Here is a 25,037-nt window from a genome sequence, read left to right on the forward strand (position 1 = left end):
CCGAATCTGCTCTGCAATGTCAGCCAGTAACTTAGCCCGGTCATCCGAAGATATCGGTCACGCCGGGCGGTGGCGGATAGTGCCCGCGCGCTGCAGCAAATCGGCACGGTTCAGGCCTGCAGCGGCCACTTGAATCCTGACCTCTTCCTTGCCGCACTTCGCAACGGTGCGTTCCACTCACTCCAGCTGCCCTTCGATGCCTTGCAATGCCTTCATGCTGCCTCCATAGTGGTTCACACCTGCGCCCGCTAAACCGTGACTCCGGCAGTGCAGGCCGCTGATCAAGTTCCACCCAGGCCTCACAGCGATACGCCCATTCAAAACCATGGATTGCCTGATCGGCATCCTCGGTGCGGAGAATCGCCCTACCGCCTCGGTGCGAACTGAATCGCGGCGTGCCAGCCGCCAGATACCATCGGGCTGTGTTCTTCCCGCCGAACGAATTCCGTCTCGGCGCCTGATTTGATGGCCTAATATGCGTTACTACTCAGCCTCGCGTCGCTCTCTCGATATGAAACGATCATTAACCGCAGGCTTGCTAGCCTTGCTGGTAGGTCTTCAGGCAAGCGCCACTCTGGCCAAGCCTACCGACCCACACACCTGGGATTATCTGCAGCCGGATCGTGATCAGGTGATTGCCAGCCTGAACGTGGTCGAGCTGCTCAAGCGCCATCACTACAACAAGCCCCCGCTCAACGACGCTCGCTCAGCGAAGATCTTCGACAGCTACATTGAGATGCTCGACCCTTCGCGCAGCTATTTCACTGCAGGCGACGTGGCCGAGTTCGAAGCCTGGCGCAACCAGTTCGACGACTTCTTGAAGAATGGCAACCTCGAGCCTGGGTTCATTATTTACAAGGTGCATCTGGAGCGGCTGCAGAGCAGGCTGGAGTACGCCCTGAGCCTGCTGGAGCAAGGCGTCGACAGCTTTGACTTCACCCTGGACGAGGAGCTGCTGGTCGATCGCGAGAATGCAGCGCGCCCGGAGAACGAACAGGAACTGGATGACCTCTGGCGCAAACGCGTAAAGGACGAGGTGCTCCGACTGAAGATCGCCGGCAAGGAGTCCAAGGCCATCGAGGAGTTGCTCACCAAGCGCTATAAGAACCAGCTGGCACGCCTTGAGCAAACCCGTGGCGAAGACGTGTTTCAGACTTACATCAATGCCTTTGCGCAGTCCTACGATCCGCACACGCAATACCTCTCTCCCGACAACGCGGAGAACTTCGATATCAACATGAGCCTCTCCCTTGAAGGGATTGGCGCGGTACTGCAGAGCGACAACGAGCACGTCAAAGTGGTGCGTCTGGTCCCTGCTGGTCCTGCGGAGAAGAGCAAGCAGATCGCGCCTGCCGACAAGATTGTCGGGGTCGGTCAAAGTAATGAGGAGATGGTCGATGTGATCGGCTGGCGGCTAGACGAAGTCGTCAAACTGATCCGCGGCCCGAAAGGATCGGTCGTCCGGCTCGAGGTCATCCCGGCGAGCAATGCGCCAAACGACCAGAGCAGCAAGGTCGTTGCCATTACCCGTGAAGCGGTGAAGCTTGAAGAGCAGGCGGCGAAGAAATCCGTGCTCAAGCTCAATCAGGACGGCCGCGATTACAAGCTCGGGGTCATCGAAATCCCTGCGTTCTACCTTGATTTCAAGGCCCTGCGTGCTGGCGACAAGGAATACAAGAGCACAACCCGCGACGTGAAAAAGCTGCTGACGGAGCTGGAAGAGGAAAACGTCGATGGCGTGGTCATCGACCTGCGTAACAATGGCGGTGGCTCGCTCCAAGAAGCCACCGAACTGACCGGCCTTTTCATCGATCAAGGGCCTACGGTTCTGGTCCGCAACAGCGATGGCCGTGTCGACGTCCTCGCCGACGAGCAGCAAGGTGTGTTTTATAAGGGCCCACTGGCCGTGCTGGTCAATCGACTGTCCGCATCGGCCTCGGAGATCTTCGCCGGCGCCATGCAGGACTATCACCGGGCGCTTATCGTCGGTGGTCAGACCTTCGGCAAAGGCACCGTACAAACGGTCCAGCCACTTAATCATGGCGAACTCAAGCTGACACTGGCCAAGTTCTATCGGGTCTCGGGACAGAGCACGCAGCATCAGGGCGTGATTCCGGACATCTCCTACCCAGCCGAAGTCGATACCAAGGAAATTGGCGAAAGCGCATTGCCGGAAGCGATGCCCTGGGACAGCATCCGCGCAGCGGTCAACCCGGATATGAATCCGTTCAAGCCGTTCCTTGCTGAACTCAAAGCTCGTCACGAAGGACGGACCCATGAGGATCCCGACTTTGTGTTCACGCGCGACCGTCTCGCGCTGACTCAGGAGCTGACTCACGAGACGACCATCAGCCTCAACGAGGAAAAGCGCCGGGCTCAGCAGGAGCGCATTGAGAAGCGCCAGCTGGCCTTGGAGAACACCTTGCGCGAGGCCAAAGGCGAGGAGCCACTGGCCAAGCTTGAAAAAGAGGATGAAACAACACCGCACGTTGAGGACAAAAAAATCAAACCCGAGGACGATGCCTATCTCTCGGAAAGCGGCAGAATTCTGCTGGATTACTTGGGACTGCATAAGGCGATGGCCAAGAACCAGTCTGTCGAGCGCTGATCTCGGGTGTCATCACAATGACATCATAGTGTCGTGAAATACGAAGGGCCGTCATTGTGCGGCCCTTCGCATTTTAAGGCCGCCACGAGACCCTCATGACCGTCACCGAGCAGTTGAGCACGCTGGATTCCATCCTTGCTCACAGCAGCATTACCAGCCTGTTCCAGCCGATCGTATCGCTTGCCGAACGAGTCATCCTCGGCTACGAAGCCCTTACCCGCGGCCCTTCAAACACCTCGCTTCACTCACCTATCAAACTGCTCGCCGCCGCTCGACATGCCGGACGGCTCAATGAGCTGGAGATGACTTGTCGCGAGAGCGCCTGTCGCCGATATAGCCAGCAGCAGCTAAAGGGCAAGCTGTTCCTCAACGTGTCGCCGGAAACATTATTAGATGCCACGCACAAGCCGGGCCGCACACTGGAGCTGCTGCACAAATACGGCATCTCGGCCGACAGTGTGGTAATCGAACTTACGGAGCAAACGCCCACCGATGATTTCGAACTGCTTCGTGCCGCCTTGCATCACTATCGTGACATGGGCTTTTCCATTGCACTGGACGACCTCGGTGCAGGCTACTCCAGCCTGCGCATGTGGTCGGAGCTGCGCCCCGACTACGTCAAGATCGACCGCTATTTTATAGACGGTATCCACCGGGACGCTGTTAAGCGCGAGTTCGTCGGGTCGATCATGAAGATTGCCAGAGCATCACGCGCTGAGGTCATCGCTGAGGGCATCGAGCTGGGCGAAGAACTGCACGTCCTGTCAGACATGGGCGTCGACCTGGTTCAAGGCTATCTGTTGGGCCGTCCGGAAGAGGAGCCGAAAGCGGACGCCAGTCTGTGTTTGCCGAATATGGGGAATCGTGCCGAGCCATTAAACGACCACCACCCTGCCAAGCCGCTCGGCGGCTCAAGCAGCCCACATTCTTTAGCTAATTGGGCTTGTTCAGCCTGCAAACAAGCTTGACGCTGCAATAAGAAGTTAGCGCAACAGTCAGGCTGGTCAATCTTTCCGTAGCGACCCATCGGCCAGTGCTGGTTAACCTCGAGTGCCTCACGAGCGAGACCGCACTCGCTCCGCAAGCGGCTGACGCAAGCAATCATCGGTTCAAAATACAACCGTGATCTATCGCCCTCCTCGTCCAAACAATGGGGGTGATCAATCCTGATCTCGGTCCCCCAACGTTCGGCGCGGCCGATGCTCCATATCCGGATCAGTGTCGCCATGATTGGATTGCTCGTAGACCTGCTCCAGCCGCTGATCGCGGACCTCACGATCGTTGCGCTTTTCCCCAGACTGTTCAGGTAGTCGTTCTATACCCGCACCGGTGCCCATGGAGCCATTTCCGAGGGTACGGTTGACCGAACCGGTATTCTGCGCCAGCAGCGTATAACCAGGCATTGAATCTCCCGCTGACGCCTGGGCCGCAGCCACTGCCGCAAGCGCGGCGCCAAGCACGATAAGCAAATAGCTCCGCATACGTTTCTCCTTTTGTTTCGAGCCGATACTCGAAATTAGGCAACGAGCTGCGGCCAATGATCCGCGCTATCGACAGAAGGCAAGCGGAACCGTTGTTTCCTTTCGACGGTCCCATATCCAGAGAGCACTTGATGTCTGGTTAGAAAGGAATCCAACGATGATCACAGCGCCACTGGTAATTCTTCTGATAGTAATTGGCTGGAGTGCAGCCGCCCTGGCGATGCTTTGGGGCATGCTGCGAGTCGCTCGTCATCATCACAAGCCATCCGCAGATAGCCGACTGGGTCAGAACCGACCTCGGGCAAGCGAGTCGCACAGCGCTCATGTTTCGCTTAGCGCGTGACGAAATATCGCTCGATTTGCAATAAAACAGTGACAGATCAGCCGAAAGATGTAGAATGCCGCCCACAGACGCGGGATGGAGCAGTCTGGTAGCTCGTCGGGCTCATAACCCGAAGGTCGTCGGTTCAAATCCGGCTCCCGCAACCAATACGAAAAAGGCCACTCAATTGAGTGGCCTTTTTCGTTTGGGTCCGCGCACAGACCTGAATTTACGCGGTCCACTCATTGTGCCAAAGCCTGACTGCCAGCCTAAATACCTGAAAATAAAACGCTTTATCGAGCAGCAAGGTTGACATGGGATCGTTAGCCTGTAGAATGCCGCCCACAGACGCGGGATGGAGCAGTCTGGTAGCTCGTCGGGCTCATAACCCGAAGGTCGTCGGTTCAAATCCGGCTCCCGCAACCAAATAGAAAGGCCACTCAATTGAGTGGCCTTTTTTTTGGCCTCCGATTTGTATCCAAAAGAACTTCAAGCGAATATAAAACGCCCCAACCTTTTAATTTCGAAATAAGCCAAATAACTTCCGGCATCTATCTGTTCATCGATAAAATAGTCGTAGATCAAACGACTTAGTTCAGAAGATGGAGCCCGCTTAAACCCGTCCAAGGCGGAAACCCATAAACACTTTAAAAGTTCCTTTGCAATCAAGGCATTGAGCTAAGTGACCGTATTGCTGACGATTTTTTTTGTTTCGGTTCTTGACTGCCGTCAGGTTCTGAATGTTAACTACATCACACAGCTAAGAGACGCCTCGTTTCGAACGGCAAACTAACTAGTAAGCCGAGCTGTACTGATGCGCATGGATGGCGTTTCTTCAGCAGCAGCAATGCTGCTGCTTTCGCCAACAAAGATTTGTTTGCTTATCTCGAATTCTAGCCGAGTGCGGTAGCTCTGTCTGAAGCGTGCCAAGCCTGCAACCTAGAGCAACGCTCTAATTACGCAAAGGCAGCTGTGTCGGCTGGTGCGGTAGCTTTGCCTGATCGAAACTCGTGAGCGAAAAGCCAATACGGCTCGATACTGGCTCAAGCCCTTAATGCCAAACACCAGTCGTAAACAGAGAGCGCTGTTTACGAGCAGTTATCGCTTGGCTTGAAACTTTAAAAACTTCTACTCGATTGTATTATCCAATTGGAGTGCATCGTGAATACATCTTTCCGCAACCTGGAAGCGCCCGCTCTTCAGTTAATTACTTATGAGATGTCCAATAAGGGAAGCGCCTGCATTGCCAACTTTCTAACAAGTGACCAACTGAAATCTCTTAAAGAAAGCGTCCGAGCAGAAGCCGAAAAGCATAAAGGAAGGTATTTTGCGCATCATGGTGGCAGCGAAATAGAAAGCTCCCTGCTCGGCGCGCTAGGCGCTTCACCAGAATTTCGAAACATGCTGGAAAGTATCTATCAGGCGGGCGCGGGGCAAGCTGCTTATAGCAACGAGATACTTAAAGTCCTGCGCTGTGTCCAAGGGACTTCAGGTCGCCGTGAGTCCAATTGCTTTCACTACGACGCTAGCCTGGTCACGGCGCTGCTACCGATAGAAATTCCTCAGGATGGCGTCGACCGGGGTGATTTGCTGTTGTTCCCCAATGGTCGCCGCATACGCTCCAACGTGTTGATCAATGTTCTCGAAAAAGCGTTGTTGCAGAACGCGCTGAGTCGGAAATTGATTAGCGCAGCCATCCGGCACAAATTTCTGCGCCCGCAAAAGCTTCAACTCGTTCCCGGCAACCTCTATCTGTTCTGGGGCTACCGCACGCTTCATGCCAACGAGCCCTGTGATCCTGATCATCGCCGCGCAACGGCCATCTTTCACTTTGGCGATCCACATGCAGGCAGCCTCGCGACCCGCTTGATTCTCAAGCTGAATCAGCGACGAGCACGACGCGCAACAGCCTTGGGTACGCAACCTGCAGCGTGACCTCACAGGCGCAACATTCATTGCGCCTGGTTCAGACGTGACGACAGATAGGGATATCGAGATGATCAATGTCACCCGATCATATCTTGGCAACAAAGCCAAATTTCTGGGCTACGTCGACAGTATTTATGCCACCGGTTGGCTGACCAACCATGGCCCTCTGGTTACGGAGCTGGAGGAGCGGCTGCGTGATTACCTGGGTGTCAGAAACATCATTCTGACCAACAACGGCACCTTGGCGTTGCAGATTGCCTATCGGGCTTTGAACCTCACCGGCAGTGCAATCACCACCCCGTTCAGTTTTGTCGCGACCACCAGTTCACTGCAGTGGGAGGGCATTCGACCGATATTCGCGGATATCGACAAAGCGACCTGGAATCTTGATCCCAGGGCGATCGAAGCGAGGATAGAGGCCGACACTCAAGCGATCGTCGCCACCCATGTTTTCGGCAATGCCTGCGACGTCGAAACAATCGCACAAATCGCGCAGCAGCATCGCCTGAAAGTGATCTACGACGGCGCCCACGCATTCAGCGTCCGCTACAAGGACCACTCGGTGTTCAACTGGGGCGATATCAGTACGCTCAGTTTTCACGCGACCAAGCTTTTCCACACGATCGAAGGTGGTGCCATCGTCACCAACGATGATGCCCTGGCCGCCAGGATTCGTTTGCTCTGCAACTTCGGCATCGTCGACACCGACATCATCGACGGCATCGGCATCAACGCCAAACTCAATGAGTTTGCCGCCGCGATGGGGCTGTGCATTCTCGACGACATAGTATTGATTCTGGAGCAGCGCGAAGAAATCGCTAGCCGCTACGAACATCAGCTCAGTGACCACTTCGACTTGCAACGCCAGCAAGCGGACTCGCAACGCAACCACAGCTATTTCCCCATTGCCCTGACTGATGAAAGTCAGCTGCTGCGGTGTCGAGCGGCACTCATGGACAAGGGCATCAACCCCAGGCGCTACTTCTACCCCTCGTTAGACACCCTCAGCTACGTGCAGCCGCAAACCCCACAAACCGAGTCCCGCGCCCTGAGTCGTCGGGTGCTGTGCCTGCCGATCTATCCGGGCCTGCCACGGCATGTCCAGAACACGGTTATCGAGACGCTGTTGAAAGAATCATCACATCGCAGCCAGCCGCAGGCCGAACGTATCTGGCCTCAGGTCACCGCCGGTTGGCTGGTGGACGACCGGGCAAACCTGCCGGCCCCTATGTGCAAGCGCATTTACTGATTCATTCGCAACGGCTGACGTCATGTCCGATCGAAATCTATCGATGCTTCGTAACACCGGCCTGAGCTATGCGGGGCAAGCGTATGCCATGCTCATCGGCATTCTTATCCTGCCCTTCTATCTTGGACATCTTGGCGCAGAAGCTTACGGTCTGATCGGTTTCTTCGCGGTACTACAAGCCTGGCTGCAGCTGCTGGACGCCGGTCTGTCCCCTTCACTGGTTCGTCAGATCGCCCATTTCCGCGGCCGGCCGGACAATGCAATACAGCGCTACGAACCGGGACAATTGCTGCGTTCGTTCGAGATCATATTTCTGCCGTTGGCAATACTCACCGCTCTCAGCATTCATCTCTCCAGCGGATGGATTGCACACCAATGGCTGCAGGCAGCGGAATTGAGCAACACCACCATCGTCCACTGCATCAGCCTGATGGGCTTGATGATCGGGCTCAAGCTCTACGCCACTTTGTATAAGAGCGGCCTGCAAGGGCTCGAGCTACATGCGTGGCTGAACAGCGCCAATGTCATCGTCGCCACGCTGCGTTATTTCGGCGGGTTGTTTCTGGTGGCCAATATCAGCCAGAACCCGGAAGACTTCTTTCTCTTCCAGACGGCTGTCGGACTGCTCGAAACCCTCATCTTCGCCGTCAAAGCGTACAGCTTGATGCCCAATCCAAAGCTGCTGACCGGTTTCAACTGGGCAGTCGTCAAGCCGGTGCTGCCATTTGCCGCCGGCATTTCGCTCACCTCAGTGCTGTGGATCGTCCTGACGCAGCTGGATAAGGTGCTGCTATCCAATGTGCTGCCGCTCAGCGAATACGGCTATTTCTCGCTGGTTGCGCTGATGTCGACCGGCATCATGACGCTGACCAATCCGCTGGTGCAGACGCTGTTACCGCGCATGACGATGCTTGTCGCCGAGGACCGTATCGCCGATATGCAGGCGCTCTATCTGAACGCGACCCGGTTCGTCTGCAGCTTGCTGTTTCCCCTGGCCGGGGTGATCGCGTTTCACTCTGCCGAGCTGGTTTTAGCCTGGACCGGCGACGCAGAAGCCGCGCAATGGAGCCGTCTGGTCCTGCCGTGGTACGTGATCGGCAGCGCCATCATGGCCGTTACCGCCTTCCAGTTTTACCTGCAGTACGCCTATGGGCAGTTGCGCCTGCATGTGTGGTTCAGCCTGGTCAGCGCCGTATTGAGCATCCCCGTGGTCGTCTACGCAACCCTCGAACACGGTGTCTACGGCGCTGCGCTGGCCTGGTTCGGATTACGCATGCTGACCTTTCTGATCTGGCCGTCGATGGTGCACAAACGCTTCGGTGCCTGCCTGCATCGCCCATGGCTACAGGACCTGTTGCGCATCACGGCCATGACCGGCCTGGGGCTGCTGATCGGCGAACCGGTGTTCGCTGCCATCGCCAGTGACAACCGATTCGACATTCTCCTGGGGCTGGCAGTCAGCGGCCTGATCTGCCTTGCCCTGGTGACCTTCACCTCCAAGCCGGTGGTAATGCGGCTTTACGTAATGATGACCAAGTCGAGCGTTTGAAATGGACAGCCAATCGAGAACCGAACAGGACGTAATGGCAGCTTGGGGCGACCAACGCTCTCCCCTGCTGAGCATCATCTGCCTGACCTACAACCATGCGGCGTTCATAAAGGGAACGCTGGACGGTTTCATTCGGCAGGAAACCGACTTCCCGTTCGAGGTGGTGGTCCACGATGACGCGTCGACCGACAGCACAGCCGCGATCGTCCGCGAGTACGCCGCGCGTTACCCCAACCTGATCAAGCCGATCTATCAGCAAGAAAATCAATATCAGCTGGGGGTGCCGTTCAGCACGCGACTTTTCGCTCAGGCCCGCGGCAGATATATCGCCTATTGCGAAGGAGACGATTACTGGACGGACCCGCGCAAGCTGCAGATACAGGTGGACTTCCTCGAAACACATCGTGACTACGTGATGACTTACCACGATGCATTCATGTTCAACAGCCAGGGCGTCGTCCGTACCCCTCACCTGACCGGCAAGTATCGAAAGGACGCAACCGCTCTCCAGCTGCAAAAGGCGCGTCCGGTTTCCACGCTGACCGTCTGTTTTCGCAACCTTGTGAAGGAGTTACCACCGGAGTTGCACGGCGTCGAAGTGCTGGATATCTGCTGGTGGTCACTGCTTGGCGCGCATGGCAAAGGCAAGTTCATCGAAGAGATAAAGCCTGCGGCCTATCGCGTGCATGAAGGCGGAATCTTCTCGATGCGCAGCAGTAAGCAACGCATCCAGATGACCACGCACGCCTACTACAACCTCGCTCGTTACTACCAGCGCATCGGCGTCCAGCCGCTGTACGAGTACTTCATGATCCAGGTGTTCGCTCAGGTGCTCGCGTCGATCTCGCCGCTCAGCAAGCTCCAGGCACTGGGTCAGGTCTTCCAAAACATCAGCATCAATCTTTTGCGCAGGCTGACCCCAGGTGTCTGAAGAACACCTGGCCGTCACGCCCGCTGCTGCACCGGTGGCGCAACACTCAAGGAAGGAACCCGCAATGACTGCAATGGCCCGCTCTTCGCTGGAATACGATGGCGATAACCGGATCGATCTGGCGCGCATTCTGCGCGTGGCGTTCGATCACAAGCGTCTGATTTTCACCATCACCGGCCTCTTCGCTCTGCTCGGCGTCGCCTACGCCATCGTCGCCACGCCGATCTATGAAGCCACCGCGATGATCCAGATCGAACCAAAGAAGTCAGGGATCACTGGTATTCCCGAATCCGTGCCCAGGCCGAACTCGGTGTCGCAGGCAATCACCGAAATAGAGCTGATCAAATCCCGTGCGGTACTGGGCGACACCGTCAATGACCTGAGGCTTTACATCAATGCCCGGCCCAAGTACGTCCCGCTGCTCGGCAGCTACCTGGCCCGCCAGCACGACCCCGTAGAAGACGGAGAGCTCGCTGCACCGCTATTGGGCCTGGACAGCTACGCCTGGGGTGGAGAAAAACTCGACATCTTCCAGCTGGACGTGCCGGACGCCTACCTGGGCGAGAAACTGCTGCTGCGTGCCGGCACTGCTGGCTCATACCGCCTGTATGACGCTGAAGAGAAATTGTTGCTGACCGGCAAAGTCAACGAAGCCGTTCAACTCGACGGATTTCGTCTGCAAGTCGCCGAACTCAAGGCTCGCCCCGGCACCGAGTTCGTCGTTGTGCGCAGCCGTCCGCAGACCACAGCCTTGGACTACCAGAAGCGCCTCAAGGTGGGCGAAGCCGGAAAGGACTCCGGGATCATCTATCTCACGATGGAGGACCCGGATTCGGACAAAGCAAATCGGGTGCTCGACAAAATCAGTCGCCTGTATGTTCGACAGAACATCGAACGCAGCTCCGCCGAAGCGGCTCAGCGCCTGGAGTTCCTGAGGTCGCAGGTACCCATGGTGCGCAAGGAGCTGGAAAAGGCCGAAGCCGCCCTCAACGACTACCAGACCAGCGCCCAGTCGGTGGACATCAGCATCGAGACCAAGGGTGTGCTCGATCAGATCGTCGCGCTGGAATCACAGATCTCCGAACACAACCTCAAGCGCACCGAATACAACCAGCTCTATACCCCGGAACACCCGACCTACCAGACGCTGATGAAGAAGATCGGCCAGTTGGAGGCCCAGAAAGCCGCGCTGATGGGCAAGATCGACACCCTGCCAATGACGCAGCAGGAACTCTTGCGTTTGAATCGCGACATGCAGGTCACCACGCGCACCTACACGCTGCTGCTGGACAAGGCCCAGGAGCAGGACATCCTTCGCGCGGGCACCATCGGTAACGTCCGCATCATCGACAGCGCCTACGCGGTGGTGGAGAAACCGGCAAAACCAATCAAGCCACTGGTGGTGCTGGTCGCGATCTTCATCGGGCTACTGGTGTCGGCAATGGTGATCCTGCTGCGGCAGGTGTTCTACCGCGGCATCGAAAGCCCCGAGACCATTGAGAATCTAGGGACGCCAGTGTATGCCGCGCTGCCTTTTTCGCCGAAGCAGGAGCACCTGTACCGGTTGAGGAAGATTCACGACGGCAGAAGCAAGCTGCTGGGTCGCGCCGATCCCGCCGACCTGGCTATCGAATCGCTCCGCAGCCTGCGCACCAGCCTCAAGTTCGCCATGCTCGAAGCACGCAATCAGGTACTGGTGATTACCAGCCCGACGCCCGCGGTGGGCAAATCGTTCGTCGCCAGTAACCTCGCTTCTGTCATAGCTCAGGCTGGCCAGCGCGTGCTGCTGATCGATGCCGACATGCGGCGCGGCTATCTGGCCGGCATGTTCGGCATGGCGCCGCGCAACGGTTTGTCGGACGCCCTGGCCAGCGGCTTGCAGCTCGCCGCCGTGGTTTGCAAGACCGATCAGGCCAACCTGCATTTCATTGCCAGCGGACATAGTGCGCCCAACCCCTCGGAACTGTTGATGCACGAGAATTTCGCTCGTCTGCTCAAGGACGCCGAGCGTGAGTACGACTTCGTGATCGTCGATACACCACCGGTATTGGCGGTAACCGATGCCGTTCTGGTTGCGCAACAGGCCGGCACCTGCCTGTTGGTGGCCCGTTATGGGTTGAGCACTGCCGGCCAGATCGAAGCCTCCAAACGGCGCCTGGCGCAGAACGGCGTACTGCTCAAGGGCGCCATTCTCAACGGTGTCAAACGCAGGGCCTCGAGCTCGGCCTACGAGACCGGCGCCTACGGTTACTACAGCTATTCTCAAAAAGCCTGACACACGCGAGGGATATGCCCGTGCTCAGAACCGTCTCGATGATGCAGCCCTACCTGTTCCCGTATCTCGGCTATTTCCAGCTGATCGCGCGCAGTGATGTCTTTGTGCTGGGCGACGACCTTCAGTACGTCAAGGGCTCATGGATCAACCGCAACAGGATACTGGCGGCCGGGCAACCGAAACTCATCACTTTTCCACTGCGAAAAGCCAACCAGTTCTTCCCGATCAACCAACGCTGGCTCTGCGACGAGTTCGAGCAAGAAGCGCAAAAGATGCTGAAAACCTTGGAGCTGGTGTACTCCCGTGCGCCACACAAAGCCGAGGTGATGACCCTGGTGCGTCAGATCTTGGCGCACCCCGAGCGCAACCTGGCGCGCTTCATCGAGAACTCCATCCGCCGGATCTGCGCCTACCTGCAGATCGCGACGCCGATCCGCATCGGCTCTGAACTGGGCTTGCCGGCACGCATGGACAAGCAGGAACGCGTGGTCACCATCGCCCACAAGATGAACGCGGAGCTGTACATCAACCCAATCGGCGGCACGGAGCTCTACAGCCACGCCTTTTTCAGAGCGCAGGGGCTGACGCTGAGATTCCTGAAGATGGATGACTTGAGCTATCCCCAGTTCAACCACCCCTTCGTGCCTTCGCTGTCGATCATCGACGTGTTGATGTTCAACAGCCGAAGCGAAGCGCAGGCGCTGCTCAAACGTTTTTCTTTGGTCGAGGGCATAGAGCAGCCGGCCGCGTTGCAAGGCGCATGACCTCGACAGAACGGACATCGACAATTCTCACTATGGAAGGCGGTTCAAATGACCTCGCTCAGCAGCAACTCCCACTGGTACCTGATCCAGACCAAACCCCGCCAGGAACGCCGCGCCGAAGACAATCTTCGACGTCAGCACTTCGAGTGCTACCGGCCTATAAAGCCTTGCACAGGGAACGGAAAAACGGACGAAGCGCTCTTCCCGGGTTACCTGTTCATCCGACTCGATCGGCAGCTGGATAACTGGTACCCGATTCGCTCCACGCGCGGCGTCGCCCGCGTAGTGTCATTCGGCAGCGTGCCGACACCCGTCAGAGACGAACTCATCGAGCAGTTGCGTCAACGTCTGGCCAGCGAGCCTCAGGCGCCTCAGTTCGAGCCCGGCGAAAAAGTTCAGGTGCATGGCGGCAGCTTCATCGATCTCGAGGCTATTTTCGTCAGTGCCGACGGCGAGAAGCGTTCGGTAATCCTGCTGAACCTGCTTCAGCGTGAACAAAAGGTTCGTTTGCCCACCCGCTACCTCTGCAGCATCCCTGCACAGCCAGCCTTCTCGCTGGCCTGCCGAGCGGATTGACTGATCATCGAGGGGCGCACCATGAAGGTTCTTTTTCTACACAGTTTGTATGCGCCCCACATTGGCGGCGGAGCGGAAATAGTGGTCCGACAGTTAGCCGAAGGGCTCCAGCGCCGTGGCTGCGACATTGTTGTCTTGGCGACTGGCCCAGAGGCGGGACTTCACGATGAGGAGCTCGACGGCGTGCGGATCTACCGCGCCGGGCTGGATAACTTCTACTGGCACTTCACTCAGTCCCGCCCCAGTCGACTGTTACGGCTGGGTTGGCATTATCGAGACCGCTACAACCGCCCCATGCGACGTCATGTGCGTCAGGTCATCGAGCGCGAGCGACCCGACGTGGTGGTTTGTAACAACCTCACAGGCTGGTCGATATCCGCATGGGACGAAATCAGCGCGGCCGGGCTGCCCATCATTCAGGTGCTACACGATCTCTATTTGCTCTGCCCCAAAGACACCATGTTCAGCAAGGGCCGTAGCTGCGAGCGCCAGTGCGGCATGTGTTCAGCCTTTCGCCATTCGCATGCGGGGGCCTCGGCTCAGGTCGCGGCGGTCATCGGCGTCAGTCGGTTCGTCCTGGATAGGCTGACGGCCCAGGGCTATTTCGGCCGAGCCAGCCAGCATGTCGTGCACAACAGCATCGACGCCAACAGCGGCCTGCCCGCCAGACCACGGGCACGCCATAGCGGGCTGCTGCGCTTCGGTTACATCGGTACGCTTTCTGAAAACAAGGGCGTGGGCTGGCTGATCGAGCAATTCCAGGCGCTCTCCATCAACGCCACGCTGGAAATCGCTGGTCGCGGCAAGCTGGACTACGAGGCCAAGCTCAAGGAGCAGGCCGACCCTGCCAGGGTGAGATTCGTTGGCTACCAACCCTCGGAACGCTTCATGCGGGAAATCGACGTGCTGGTCATCCCGTCGATCTGGGCCGAGCCCTTCGGGCTGGTGGCGGTTGAAGCCTGCGCTCAGTACTTGCCGATCATCGCCACGAACATGGGCGGCCTGCCGGAAATCATTCAGGACAACCTGAATGGCTTGCTCTGCACCCCGAGCGACCCCGACTCCCTCGGCAGGGCCATGCTCAAGCTCTATCTGGACAGCGGACTGCGCCATCGTCTGTCCAGCCATGCACGCGAGAGTGTCGCCGCCTTTTTAGATACGGAACGAATGCTCGATCAATACCAGTCGATCCTGCATTCCACGCTACACGGCCGGAGCGCCCACGATGAACCCGAGTTCGCTGACCATTTCGCATCGCAGGTCGAGACCGCTGGCGATTGATAAACCGACGGTGCTGACGCTGATCGCGGCCTCGCTGCTGATCAGCGAAACCTTCGCCGGAGCACTTCGTTATTACCTCGATATTGCTGGCGTTTCGGCCCTGCTCTACTTGCCAAAACTGGCCTGCATCGCGGCAGTTGCGCTGGAAATACCCAGGGCCCGAAGCCAGCCCGGCGTCTGGCTGGTGCTGTTTGCCGTGCTGGTCTCAAGCATGTTTGCTCTGCTGCACGGTGCCACGCTGGGCAATGTCGGCTTCAGCCTGTTCATCTACATCCCGCTGTTGTTCGGATTGTTCTGCGGCGGCTATCTGGAGCAAAGGACCAGCCTGCTCAGCTGGGTCATCGGTTTCTGCCTGGTCGCGTCAATGCTCGGCATTGCGCTGGACATGTTCACCAGCGTGCCATGGAAGGGCTATAGCTACATGATGGGCGACGTCGAGCTGACCGCTAACAAATCCTGGGCGTTCGGCAGTACCGACCGTCTTGCCGGATTCGCCCGAATGTCGACCAACCTGGCCGTAATGATCGCCCTGTACAGCCTGTTCCTGGCGGCGTTCCTGCGGTCGCGGTTACTACGGATGCTGCTGTACCCGCTGGCCTTTGGCGCGATATTTCTCACGACCAACAAGTCCACTGCCGCTGCATACCTGCTGACCCTGCTCATGCTGTTTCTGGCCGGTTACCGCCTGCCCAGCGCCACGGCATTTTTCATCGCCGTGCTGGTGGGCATGGGATTGCCGATCGCCAGCCTGCTGTTGAACATCCCGCAAAGCGAGGCATATAGCGCCAGCCTGCTAGCGTCCTTCAATGATCGGCTGATCCACAGCTGGCCGAATTTCATCGATGTCATCGTTAACGAAGGCTGGGGTTGGTGGGGCGCTGGCTTCGGCGCAGTAGGCAGCAGCGCGGCGGCCTTCCCATTGGCTTGGCTGGAGTTGCTGAGCATCGCTGACAACACGGCGTTGTATCTCTGGGGAATGCTCGGCGTATTCGGTGTACTGCTGTATCTGCTGCTGTTTCCGTTGTTGCTGCGCCTGCATGACCGTGGCCCGCGCATTCGCGACGCGCTACTGGGGATTGTTTTCTGCGCCATCCTGATCGGCTGGGCAACCGACGTACTGGAAGTCACCACGGCCACCCTGTTCCTCGGCATGGCCATTGCCCATGCCCTGACGCCGCAGGAGCGTCACCATCCGGTTGCAACGGTATCAACGCATTACGGCCTTGAGCTTGATAAGCGAAAACCCAGGGACGACCGGCCATGAAACACCGACATCCATTGCACTGCCTTGCGCTTGCCGCTGCTGTGACTGCGCTTGCTGCGCCAGCACCGGCACAACCGACAGAGGACCCATTTATCGTGGGGGTCTGTTCGCATGACCTGCATCTACGCGACACCACCAGCAAGGGTGTGCAGCTTTTACAACAAGCAGGCATCGAGTCGGTACGCACCGATGCGCACTGGGCCTTCCTCGAGCGCAAGCGCGATCAGCTCAAGGTGGAGCGGCATTGGCCAGCCTACCTTGCTGGCAACGAAGCGCAGGGGATCGAAAGCATGTTCATTCTGGGCTATGGCAACCGCTTTCACGGCAACGGCGAGAAGCCACGCAGCGAGCCGGTGCGCGCGGCGTTCAATCGCTACGTGGCGTTCACGGCTCAACAATTCCGCGGTCGCATCAAGCACTACGAGATCTGGAACGAATGGGACGTAGAGGACCCGATCGACCCGCAGTTCACGCAGGATTACGCCCGGTTGATCACAGATGCGGCGGGCATCATTCGTCAGCATGACCCGGACGCCAAGGTACTGGCCGGTGCAGTGACCACCAAGGGCATCGAGTCTGGATTCGCGTTGCGTCTGGTCGAGGCTGGGATCATGCAATCGATCGATGGCCTCTCGTTGCACCCGTACGTCCACTGCCGTAACCGTGGGAAGAACACCCCCGAAGCCTGGATCGAATGGCTCGCCGAGGTCGATCTCGAACTGTCGAGTGCTGCAAACCAACCGGTGCCGCTTTACCTGACCGAAATGGCCTGGCCTGCGCACCAAGGTGCCTGCGGGATCGATGAAACCCTTCAGGCGGCCTATCTGGCGCGAAGCTTTTTCCTCGCCAAAACGTTACCCAACGTGCGCGGCTACTGGTGGTATGACTTCCGCAACGATGGCACCGATAAGCGAGAGCGGGAACACAACTTCGGTCTGGTCCGACAGGACTACTCGCTTAAACCGGCGTATCGCGTGCTCGAAACAATTAGCCCGATCATCAATAACTTCGAGTTCGTAGGCCGGGTTGGCAACTCACCGGACAGCGTCCAGCTGCAGTTCTCCAATGGCCAGGAGCAGCTGCTGGTGGCATGGGCCCCCGACCGGCCACGCCCAGCCACCATTACCGCTACAGGAAAGACAACGGGTGACTTGAAGCTGCTCGATACCGCACAGCCCGACAAGGGATGGTCGTCCTTTAAAGCCTGGCAGTGCGCGAGCGACACAGGTACCTGCACTGCGCAGATTGAGCTCGACCGGTTCCCTAAAATTGTCAGCCTCGGCGAAGCGGCTTCGCCTGATACGGGGCAGACGCTGACCATCTCGACTCGTTGAACAGAAGGAACTCAAGATGATCGTGATCAATGCTCGCTTCCTGACTCAGGATATGCGAGGCGTACAGCGGTTCGCGGAACAGATTTGCCTGCAGCTCAAAGACTTGCGCAACGACCTGGTCTTCGTCGCGCCTGATGACATACGCCTGCACGAAAGTGCAGAACAATTGCAGGTCCGACGTATAGGCCGACACCACGGGCACTTGTGGGAGCAACTGGATCTTCCACTGTGGCTGGCACGCAACGGCTCTCCCCCCCTGGTCTCGCTGTGCAACACCGCCCCACTGTTCTACGGCAACCAGATTGCGACGCACCACGACATCACCTACATCAGGCACCCGGAAAGCTATTCCAGGACATTCAGAGCCATGTACCGAAACCTGACCCCGTTTCTGCTTGGACGAACCAAGGCGTTGATCACCGTCAGCGAATTTTCCAGAAAGGAGATAGCCGGCCATTACGGGTATCCGGCAAAAAATATCTGCGTTGTACCAAACGCGGTGGATGCACGCTTCCAACCCTTTTGCGCAGAGCAATGCCCACGCGAGGCGGCGCCTTACCTCCTGGCAGTGTCGTCGCCCAGCGCGCACAAGAATTTCGCCCGGATGGTCGCGGCTTTCCTGAGCATGGAAGGTCTCGATGAGGTCGAGCTGCGCATCATTGGTGACTCCAACCGGATCTTCTCGGGAAGCCTCCACGATGTGGCCGGTAGTCGACGCATTCGCATGCTAGGCAGGCTGACGGACGAGGAACTGGTAGAGGCCTACCAAGGTGCGGCTGCCTTCGTATTTCCTTCGCTATATGAAGGGTTCGGCATCCCTCCACTCGAAGCGCAGGCCTGTGGTTGCCCGGTTATCGCCGCGCGTGCCGCATCCATTCCCGAGGTTCTCGGCGACAGCGCGCTGTACTTCGATCCCATGAGGGTAGAGGACATCGCCCAGAGCATGCAGCGGGTCCTGCGGGACGAAGCCTTGCGTCAGGACCTGCGCCGTCGAGGCAAGGCAAACGTCGCGCGATATTGCTGGAACACCTCGGCTCGTCAGGTCTCCAGACTTATCGACCAGGCGTTCACCGGCGTGCGAAATGTCGACGTTGCAGACATTAATCCGCTGCCAATCAGCCAACCAAAGCACTAGCCAGGAAGCGGGTCCGTTCCCAGCCGTCCCGATATCCCCGCCCCGCTGGCGGCTAAAGCATCACGCCAGTAGCTGTAACTGCGATTCCCGTCACTGCAACCGGGGTGACGCCTGCCACTCCCCTACCTAGAAAAGGCCTTCGCAATGAAAATCGCCATAATTCATGACTGGCTAGTGACCTATGCCGGTGCCGAGAGGGTGCTTGCCGGATTGCTGGATGTCTGGCCGGAAGCCGACCTGTATTCCGTGATCGATTTCCTCTCCGATGAGGACCGAGCCAACCTCGGCGGCAAGCGCGCCACCACGACTTTCATCCAGCAATTGCCGAAGGCGAAGACGCACTACCAGAAGTATCTGCCCTTGATGCCGCTGGCCATCGAGCAGCTGGACATGTCGGGCTACGACCTGGTGATTTCCAGCAGCCATGCCGTAGCCAAGGGCGTTTTGACCGGCCCTAACCAACTGCATATCAGCTACGTGCACTCGCCGATCCGCTATGCCTGGGATTTGCAGCATCAGTACCTGCACGAAGCGAGTCTCGATCATGGATTTAAGGCCAAGCTGGCGCGCATGCTGCTTCACTACATGCGCATGTGGGATCAGCGCACCGCTAGCGGTGTTGACGACTTTGTCGCCAACTCTCACTTCATCGGTCGGCGCATCAACAAGAGCTACCGCCGCGAATCCACGGTGATTTATCCACCGGTCGACACACGTCAGTTCACGCTCCACGCGGCGAAAGAGGATTACTACCTGACGGCCTCGCGAATGGTGCCGTACAAGCGCATCCCGATGATCGTCGAGGCGTTCTCCCGGATGCCCGACAAGAAGCTCATCGTGATCGGCAGTGGGCCGGAGATGGCGAAGGCCAGGGAGCTGGCCACGCCAAACGTGACGCTGATGGGCTACCAGAGCTTCGCCGTGCTGCTGCACCATATGCAGCGCGCACGTGCCTTCGTGTTTGCTGCAGAAGAGGATTTCGGCATCGCACCCATCGAAGCACAGGCGTGCGGCACGCCGGTCATTGCCTACGGCAGAGGCGGCGTACTGGAAACCGTACGGGGAATCGAGCATCCCGAGCCAACGGGCGTGTTCTATAACGAGCAGACGCCTGAATCGTTGATAGCCGCCGTGGAGCGATTCGAGGTGCGCGCGCATCAGATTCTGCCTGAGACCTGCCGCACAAGCGCAGAGCGATTTTCAACCGAACGATTCAGGCAGGAGATCAAGTCATTCGTTGATACTAGGGTTCGAGAGGTTTCGTTGCTCCAAGGGCAGGATGCGCTACTGGATCTACCAACGATCACCTCTCTGAATGTGGCTCAGGTTTACCCTACGGCAGTTCCGATGAAACATGCCTGACCGAGTCCTCACTCCCCTATGCGAGGCTTCAAGGATGAACACAACCACCGCAGCACAATGCTTTCAAACCATTTCGGCATTAAGCCTCGCGCTGTTGATCGGCGGTACCGCTAGCGCCCACCACCGCTCGGACTTGCCAAGCGAAGACGGGCTTTTACATGAGTCTGGCCATTCCGTGCAGAGCAAAACAGGCTGCGCCAAGCGTCGCGGAGCAACCCTGTTCAATCTCGGCATGCATCAGAACGCTCCGCAATGCGCGGGCAGTTCCAGCTCCGACATAGCGACACCCGCGCCGATCCGCCTGGCAAAACCCTTTGTAGGCAACCCATATCGTTCAAACGAAACCATTCGCTACTCGTTTTAACCCCCGTGATAATTGGAGTCGCTATGGACAGTGCAGACCAAACCCAGCAAACCCTGGTGTATGCCGACGGATATTCCTACACGGAATTTTTCCAAGCGCCGCCCGACGCGTCCGGGCCCAGCAAATTGATCAGTGTCTTCCACGCATTGTTTACCCCGGACCGCCATGTCCTATTCTCAGCAGTCGAGCCGTCCTCTGAAGCGCAGCCAAACGCCAACGCTACATCCGACCAAATCGCCTGATTAGAACCACCCACTTCCTAGCGATCCCGCTACCCGCTACCGCAGCGCCGCAAGGGCCTTGCCGGGAGCGCCACGCCCCTGGGTAGCGGGCCGCTCACGTTTCCACGTCGAGACAATCATGACTTCTAAAACCACTGTGGTCACCGTGACCTACGGAGACCGGCTGCCGTTTGTGCAGCAATCGATCGAGCGCGCCCTGAGTTTTCCCGCGGTCAGCAACGTGGTGGTGGTGAGCAACGCATCGCTGGCGTCTCTCGATCAGTTGGTACAGCGCTGGCCGGATCAGGTTCGTGTGATCGAGCTGGCCGAAAACACAGGCTCGGCCAATGGCTACGCCGTGGGACTTGAAGCTGCGCTGGCGTCCGACGCCGACTTCATCTGGATGATGGACGATGACAACCTGCCCACTGCCGCCGCCGTATCGATTCTGCACCATGAGCTCACGCGTCTGACTGGCCTGCTCGGCTCGGACCAGGTCGCAGTCCTGGGCTACCGTGAGACCCAACAGGCCGACATCGCTCAGGGCATACCTGCCCGCTACATCCGGCAACCGCGCTCCAGCTATTTCGGGTTTCACATCGCCCAATTGCCTTACAAAATCTGGAGGCGACTGCCGTGGGGCAAGCGAGCCGGCCCACTGCCGACAAGCATCAGCCTGCCATTCGCCCCCTATGGCGGCATGCTCGCGCACCGCAGCCTGTATGAGCGGATAGGTTTGCCGCTGAAAGAGCTGGTCCTTTACGTTGACGACACCGAGTACACCCGGCGAATCACGGCCAGCGGTGGGCGGCTGTTTCTCTTTACCGAAGCCGTGATCGAGGAGCTGGAGCAGTCCTGGAACACAAAGCAGCGTACCCGAAACATCTATGAGACCTTCCTCCTCGGCGAATCGGATTTCCGCGCCTACTACACCGCGCGTAATCAGGCCTGGTTCGACAAGAACGTTTGGGCTGCCTCTCCCAGGCTCCATCGCATCAACCGAGCAATGTTTCTCACCCTCCTTCGCCTCGTCGCTCGGCTGCGCAACAGCCGCGGGCGTCTGGCGCTCATTGAGCAAGCCATTCACGACGGCGAATCCGGTGCGTTAGGAATGAGCAAAACATTCCCCTTGCGTTGACCTGGCCACCTCGGTCGTTTCAGAAACATCAGGAGCCGTGCATGGACATTGCCTCAATGCAACGCGACGAAAACAACTTCGACTTTCTACGCTTCTTCGCTGCATCCGCAGTGGTGCTTGGCCACTGCTACTGGCTCTCTGGACTGGGCGCTGTCGAACCGGTACGGCTGTTCACCGGTTCCATGGACACCGCTGACATTGCGGTGAACCTGTTTTTCGTCATGAGCGGTTTTCTGATCGCCGCCTCCTGGATTCACAGCCGTAGTGGCCTGGACTTCGCCGGCAAACGAGCACTGCGTATATTTCCAGCGCTGGCGGTATCGACGCTGTTCACCGCCTTTGTCGTCGGCCCACTGGGCACCGACCTTTCGCTCGGCGAGTACTTGCTCAACAGCCAGACTGTCCGTTATCTCTCCAATGCGGCGCTGTTCACACAGTTCCATCTGCCCGGCGTCTTCACCGAAAATCCGTTTCCGGGGACGGTCAACGGATCGGTCTGGACGCTGCCTTACGAAGTACTGATGTACACGATGCTGTTGGTGCTAGGGCTGCTCAGGCTGTTTGGACGAGCTGCAGTAGTGGCGGTGCCGATGGTGCTTATGCTCGTCCACTTCTACCTGGTGCCGAAGCTGGGGCTGGAGAGCGACATCCTGCGCAAGGTAACCCGCTTGGGCATGTTTTTCTTTCTTGGCTCAGCACTATATCTGTATCGCAAGCTGCTGCCGTGGAACTGGAAAATCGCGCTTGTCCTGCTTTCGCTATCGCTGCTCAGCGCCAGGACTGAATGGTGGTTCTTCGTACATGTCCTGACATTGCCCTACCTGACCATTTACCTGGCGCATCTGAAAATCCCGCGGCTGTCAGGCTTCGGCCGATACGGTGATTTCTCATACGGCATCTACATCTTCAGTTTTCCCGTGCAGCAACTGATGATGCACTGGTTGGATCCCCACCTGTCGTTGCCGGCATTCATGGCGATCAGTCTGATAACGAGCATCGCCATCGCCGCAGTGTCTTGGTATCTGATCGAGTCACCAGCGTTGCGCCTCAAGCGTTTCCTGCCGGGCAGTCGGCAAGGTATCAGCGCTACTGGTCTGAATCCGGTGCCCTGAGCGCGATATTCTTATCGGCCTAGCGAGTCGCCTCCGAGGGCGTGCCGTTGTCCTCGACGAGACGGCGAATGGTGGCCACCAGTGTCTCCAAGCCGGTGCCCTTTTGCAGGAAATGATCGACCAGGCCGTCGATTGGCAGCTGCTGGGGCAACGCAGCGCTCATCATCAGGATCGGCACGTCGTCATACGCAGGGGTCTTGCGTATTGCGCACACCATCTCGAAGCCATTGAGCTCGGGCATCATGTAGTCGGTGATGATCAGCGCGGGCTTTTCCTGCTCGAGCTTGGCTAAGCCCTGCGCACCGTTTGCCGCTTCGACGACTCGGTAACCCTCGTCCTCTAAGATCATCACCATCAGTTTGCTGAGGCCGAGCTCATCCTCGACCAGCAACACGAGCGGTTGGAGTCTTTGGGGCTGCTCGTCACGCATCCCGCCCTCCCGTCAAGGTTTGACGGTGGGGCTGCCCCGTCACGACCCCCTCAGTACGCTCCATCCTCCCTCCGAGCTTGAACCCGCCCTCGCCCAGATAGAACTCGTACACATAGGGGTCGAAGCCGCTTTCGCGCATCTTCAGGATCGCCAGTGTTCGGTAGAGCCGCGATTCGAGTTCTGCATACCTCAGCAGAATGATGTTCTCGGCGATCGCCGAGACGGCGGCAAACTGCAATCCATGCTCGCCGCCGACGATCTCTGCCAACTCCGCGGTAAATACCGTCGTAACACCCTCGCAACGGAGAATGGCCGTCAGGGTGCTGACAAAACGCCCCAGCCGCTGCTCATTCACTGCCGCTTGTTTGAACGCGTCGATGCCGTCGATGAACAGCCGCTTCACGCCTCTCCGGCGAACCTCCTCGATAATCTCTTCGGCGAGCTGATCCTGCAGCAGCTCGGTTGGAGCGTGATGAACCACCTCCACCACGCCACTGTCGATCATGGCCCCCAGCTCAAGCCCGAGTGCTTTTGCACGACGTCGCAGCCTGTGTGCGTCCTCGTAAAAGCCAAAAATGAGACCGGGCTCAGCTTCGCTGCTGTCACAGATGAAGCTCAGTCCCAGGGTGGTCTTGCCCACCCCGGTGGGGCCTACCAGCAAGGTCGTCGAGGAAAAAGGAATACCGCCCTGAATGATGTCGTCGAGCCCAACAACACCGGTGCTCAGGCGCTCATCGCGCATGGGCGCCGATTCCAATTCGCCGGTAACTGCCTCCAGCCGTGGGAACACACGAAAACCGTCGCTGGTGATCGAACTCATGTGTCGACCGGAAATGAAGTCGCTGCCGCGGAACTTGCGCACCTGCAGATACCGGTAGGTCCGGAACTGATCCTCGTCACTGCCCAGGTGCAACCAACCATCGACCATGGTGAACTCGGGGCTGCCAGAGTCGCGTTTGCTGTTGGTCAGCAAAAGGATGGTGCAGCCAACTACGTCAGCGTAAATCGACAGGTCATTGATGAATTCGCGAAAAGCACGCTCCGAGGCGGCGTTTTCTTCCAGCGCGAACAGCCCGTCGATCACGATCAACGAGGCCTGTTGACGCTTTCCATTGCGCGTGAGGTAACGCAGGATGCCTTCCAGCCCGTCGGTACGGAGAATGTCAAAGGCACTCTCATAGACCACCGAAGTGCCAGCATACTGGTTGTCCATGAAACGCATGTTCTGCAGATGGCGAAGCAGACGGTGGTGGGTTTCGGCCAGCAAGGTCACGTACAGGGAACGCTCGCCACGGGCTGCCCAGCTGTAGCAGATCTGGTTGGCCAGAATGGTTTTCCCCTCACCCGGCCCACCCTGGACGATGTATACCGCTCGGGGCAGCAGCCCGCCTTTTAGGACAGCGTCCAACCCTGGCACGCCAGTCGGAACATGAGCTGGCGCGGTTGGCGAGTAGGTAGAGTTGTCGGTCACAGCAGCTTTCCGTTTCGATCAGTGAGCGCATGGTAGCAAAGGCACCCCGGACCAGATTACTCGCCGGTGCACATTGGTCACCTTCCGGGCCCGGTTGTTCATGTTTCATACAAGGTATGACAGGGGAAGCGATCAATAATCTTGCTTGCCTGCTTGATGACCGTGTTAGGGTCTCGCGAGCTGCACGCCCGCAACCAGAATCTGCCAGACCTGTTGTCGACTGTTTGCCGTCATTGCTGGA

General features: G+C 58.1%; 20 protein-coding genes, 2 tRNA genes and 2 pseudogenes. 20 read left to right on the forward strand and 4 right to left on the reverse strand.

Translation table 11 applies throughout. From position 1 onward, the window contains the following. Positions 1-43 precede the first annotated feature (43 nt). A pseudogene (locus ACSSNI_RS12240) lies at positions 44-177 on the reverse strand (NAD(P)H-quinone oxidoreductase); the annotation flags it as partial. A gap of 334 nt (positions 178-511) precedes the next feature. Between ACSSNI_RS12240 and ACSSNI_RS12245 the strand changes: the two are divergent. After that, a complete protein-coding gene (locus tag ACSSNI_RS12245) occupies positions 512-2,608 on the forward strand; it encodes a carboxy terminal-processing peptidase (RefSeq protein ID WP_148924903.1) in 2,097 nt (698 codons plus the stop codon). 95 nt (positions 2,609-2,703) lie between these two features. Then, a pseudogene (locus tag ACSSNI_RS12250) lies at positions 2,704-3,459 on the forward strand (EAL domain-containing protein); the annotation flags it as partial. A gap of 309 nt (positions 3,460-3,768) precedes the next feature. On the opposite strand, the gene ACSSNI_RS12255 reads toward ACSSNI_RS12250, so the two are convergent. Continuing rightward, the gene (locus ACSSNI_RS12255) at positions 3,769-4,089 is read right to left on the reverse strand and encodes a hypothetical protein (protein WP_148924902.1); all 321 of its coding nucleotides are present in this window, start codon (positions 4,087-4,089) and stop codon (positions 3,769-3,771) included. A 412-nt stretch (positions 4,090-4,501) separates the two neighbouring features. Between ACSSNI_RS12255 and ACSSNI_RS12260 the strand changes: the two genes are divergently transcribed. The 18 genes from ACSSNI_RS12260 to ACSSNI_RS12345 all read left to right on the forward strand — a co-directional run bounded on the left by ACSSNI_RS12260 (position 4,502) and on the right by ACSSNI_RS12345 (position 22,895). Further along, positions 4,502-4,578 (forward strand) — tRNA-Met (locus ACSSNI_RS12260). Positions 4,579-4,760: 182 nt separating this feature from the next. Continuing rightward, positions 4,761-4,837 (forward strand) — tRNA-Met (locus tag ACSSNI_RS12265). A 792-nt stretch (positions 4,838-5,629) separates the two neighbouring features. Next, on the forward strand, positions 5,630-6,346 hold the full coding sequence (locus ACSSNI_RS12270; protein WP_200638199.1) for a hypothetical protein: 717 nt from the start codon (positions 5,630-5,632) through the stop codon (positions 6,344-6,346). A gap of 61 nt (positions 6,347-6,407) precedes the next feature. Then, the gene (locus ACSSNI_RS12275) at positions 6,408-7,589 is read left to right on the forward strand and encodes a DegT/DnrJ/EryC1/StrS family aminotransferase (protein WP_200638037.1); all 1,182 of its coding nucleotides are present in this window, start codon (positions 6,408-6,410) and stop codon (positions 7,587-7,589) included. A 22-nt stretch (positions 7,590-7,611) separates the two neighbouring features. Then, complete coding sequence (locus ACSSNI_RS12280) at positions 7,612-9,138, forward strand: oligosaccharide flippase family protein (RefSeq protein ID WP_200638034.1); 1,527 nt, start codon at positions 7,612-7,614, stop codon at positions 9,136-9,138. 1 nt (position 9,139) lies between these two features. Continuing rightward, complete coding sequence (locus ACSSNI_RS12285; protein ID WP_200638032.1) at positions 9,140-10,069, forward strand: glycosyltransferase family 2 protein; 930 nt, start codon at positions 9,140-9,142, stop codon at positions 10,067-10,069. Between the two features lie 64 nt (positions 10,070-10,133). Continuing rightward, positions 10,134-12,344, forward strand: a complete 2,211-nt coding sequence (locus ACSSNI_RS12290; protein ID WP_102834603.1) for a polysaccharide biosynthesis tyrosine autokinase — start codon at positions 10,134-10,136, stop codon at positions 12,342-12,344. A 20-nt stretch (positions 12,345-12,364) separates the two neighbouring features. Next, positions 12,365-13,108 (forward strand): WbqC family protein, encoded by a 744-nt coding sequence (locus ACSSNI_RS12295; protein ID WP_102834604.1) that lies wholly within the window; start codon positions 12,365-12,367, stop codon positions 13,106-13,108. A gap of 48 nt (positions 13,109-13,156) precedes the next feature. Continuing rightward, complete coding sequence (gene rfaH / locus ACSSNI_RS12300; protein WP_200638030.1) at positions 13,157-13,684, forward strand: transcription/translation regulatory transformer protein RfaH; 528 nt, start codon at positions 13,157-13,159, stop codon at positions 13,682-13,684. A gap of 21 nt (positions 13,685-13,705) precedes the next feature. Continuing rightward, a complete protein-coding gene (locus tag ACSSNI_RS12305) occupies positions 13,706-14,965 on the forward strand; it encodes a glycosyltransferase family 4 protein (protein ID WP_200638028.1) in 1,260 nt (419 codons plus the stop codon). Next, positions 14,910-16,229: a hypothetical protein gene (locus ACSSNI_RS12310; protein WP_200638026.1), complete on the forward strand. Its 1,320-nt coding sequence runs from the start codon at positions 14,910-14,912 to the stop codon at positions 16,227-16,229. Before ACSSNI_RS12305 ends, ACSSNI_RS12310 begins: the two co-directional genes overlap by 56 nt. Next, positions 16,226-17,563, forward strand: coding sequence for a hypothetical protein (locus tag ACSSNI_RS12315; RefSeq protein ID WP_200638025.1), 1,338 nt, complete (start codon positions 16,226-16,228; stop codon positions 17,561-17,563). The genes ACSSNI_RS12310 and ACSSNI_RS12315 overlap by 4 nt, the downstream gene beginning before the upstream one ends. Positions 17,564-17,579: 16 nt before the next feature. After that, positions 17,580-18,698: a glycosyltransferase family 4 protein gene (locus tag ACSSNI_RS12320; protein WP_159968544.1), complete on the forward strand. Its 1,119-nt coding sequence runs from the start codon at positions 17,580-17,582 to the stop codon at positions 18,696-18,698. Positions 18,699-18,842: 144 nt separating this feature from the next. Further along, positions 18,843-20,060, forward strand: coding sequence for a glycosyltransferase family 4 protein (locus ACSSNI_RS12325; RefSeq protein WP_200638024.1), 1,218 nt, complete (start codon positions 18,843-18,845; stop codon positions 20,058-20,060). A gap of 34 nt (positions 20,061-20,094) precedes the next feature. Then, complete coding sequence (locus ACSSNI_RS12330; protein WP_148924892.1) at positions 20,095-20,424, forward strand: hypothetical protein; 330 nt, start codon at positions 20,095-20,097, stop codon at positions 20,422-20,424. 23 nt (positions 20,425-20,447) lie between these two features. Then, the gene (locus tag ACSSNI_RS12335) at positions 20,448-20,666 is read left to right on the forward strand and encodes a hypothetical protein (RefSeq protein ID WP_200638023.1); all 219 of its coding nucleotides are present in this window, start codon (positions 20,448-20,450) and stop codon (positions 20,664-20,666) included. A 118-nt stretch (positions 20,667-20,784) separates the two neighbouring features. Continuing rightward, complete coding sequence (locus tag ACSSNI_RS12340; RefSeq protein ID WP_200638022.1) at positions 20,785-21,783, forward strand: glycosyltransferase; 999 nt, start codon at positions 20,785-20,787, stop codon at positions 21,781-21,783. 41 nt (positions 21,784-21,824) lie between these two features. After that, complete coding sequence (locus ACSSNI_RS12345; RefSeq protein WP_200638020.1) at positions 21,825-22,895, forward strand: acyltransferase family protein; 1,071 nt, start codon at positions 21,825-21,827, stop codon at positions 22,893-22,895. Between the two features lie 19 nt (positions 22,896-22,914). Here the strand turns inward: ACSSNI_RS12345 and ACSSNI_RS12350 are convergent, their stop codons facing one another. Together ACSSNI_RS12350 and ACSSNI_RS12355 are read right to left on the reverse strand one after the other, a co-directional pair. Beyond that, positions 22,915-23,325 (reverse strand): response regulator transcription factor, encoded by a 411-nt coding sequence (locus ACSSNI_RS12350; RefSeq protein WP_200638018.1) that lies wholly within the window; start codon positions 23,323-23,325, stop codon positions 22,915-22,917. Further along, entirely contained in the window at positions 23,318-24,796 is a 1,479-nt protein-coding gene (locus ACSSNI_RS12355; protein ID WP_159968546.1) for an ATPase domain-containing protein, read from the reverse strand. Before ACSSNI_RS12355 ends, ACSSNI_RS12350 begins: the two co-directional genes overlap by 8 nt. Positions 24,797-25,037 lie beyond the last annotated feature (241 nt).

The sequence above is a fragment of the Stutzerimonas tianxiuensis genome (assembly GCF_053470365.1).

What these genes read in the sequence shown, in the direction of transcription:
- ACSSNI_RS12345 (WP_200638020.1), top strand. Translation starts at nt 21,825, where the DNA reads ATGGACATTGCCTCAATGCAACGCGACGAAAACAACTTCGACTTTCTA.
- ACSSNI_RS12330 (WP_148924892.1), top strand. Translation starts at nt 20,095, where the DNA reads ATGAACACAACCACCGCAGCACAATGCTTTCAAACCATTTCGGCATTA.
- ACSSNI_RS12350 (WP_200638018.1), bottom strand. Translation starts at nt 23,325, where the DNA reads ATGCGTGACGAGCAGCCCCAAAGACTCCAACCGCTCGTGTTGCTGGTC.
- ACSSNI_RS12305 (WP_200638028.1), top strand. Translation starts at nt 13,706, where the DNA reads ATGAAGGTTCTTTTTCTACACAGTTTGTATGCGCCCCACATTGGCGGC.
- ACSSNI_RS12310 (WP_200638026.1), top strand. Translation starts at nt 14,910, where the DNA reads ATGAACCCGAGTTCGCTGACCATTTCGCATCGCAGGTCGAGACCGCTG.
- ACSSNI_RS12275 (WP_200638037.1), top strand. Translation starts at nt 6,408, where the DNA reads ATGATCAATGTCACCCGATCATATCTTGGCAACAAAGCCAAATTTCTG.
- ACSSNI_RS12245 (WP_148924903.1), top strand. Translation starts at nt 512, where the DNA reads ATGAAACGATCATTAACCGCAGGCTTGCTAGCCTTGCTGGTAGGTCTT.
- ACSSNI_RS12325 (WP_200638024.1), top strand. Translation starts at nt 18,843, where the DNA reads ATGAAAATCGCCATAATTCATGACTGGCTAGTGACCTATGCCGGTGCC.
- ACSSNI_RS12280 (WP_200638034.1), top strand. Translation starts at nt 7,612, where the DNA reads ATGTCCGATCGAAATCTATCGATGCTTCGTAACACCGGCCTGAGCTAT.
- ACSSNI_RS12290 (WP_102834603.1), top strand. Translation starts at nt 10,134, where the DNA reads ATGACTGCAATGGCCCGCTCTTCGCTGGAATACGATGGCGATAACCGG.
- ACSSNI_RS12320 (WP_159968544.1), top strand. Translation starts at nt 17,580, where the DNA reads ATGATCGTGATCAATGCTCGCTTCCTGACTCAGGATATGCGAGGCGTA.
- rfaH (WP_200638030.1), top strand. Translation starts at nt 13,157, where the DNA reads ATGACCTCGCTCAGCAGCAACTCCCACTGGTACCTGATCCAGACCAAA.
- ACSSNI_RS12340 (WP_200638022.1), top strand. Translation starts at nt 20,785, where the DNA reads ATGACTTCTAAAACCACTGTGGTCACCGTGACCTACGGAGACCGGCTG.
- ACSSNI_RS12285 (WP_200638032.1), top strand. Translation starts at nt 9,140, where the DNA reads ATGGACAGCCAATCGAGAACCGAACAGGACGTAATGGCAGCTTGGGGC.
- ACSSNI_RS12255 (WP_148924902.1), bottom strand. Translation starts at nt 4,089, where the DNA reads ATGCGGAGCTATTTGCTTATCGTGCTTGGCGCCGCGCTTGCGGCAGTG.
- ACSSNI_RS12270 (WP_200638199.1), top strand. Translation starts at nt 5,630, where the DNA reads ATGTCCAATAAGGGAAGCGCCTGCATTGCCAACTTTCTAACAAGTGAC.
- ACSSNI_RS12335 (WP_200638023.1), top strand. Translation starts at nt 20,448, where the DNA reads ATGGACAGTGCAGACCAAACCCAGCAAACCCTGGTGTATGCCGACGGA.
- ACSSNI_RS12315 (WP_200638025.1), top strand. Translation starts at nt 16,226, where the DNA reads ATGAAACACCGACATCCATTGCACTGCCTTGCGCTTGCCGCTGCTGTG.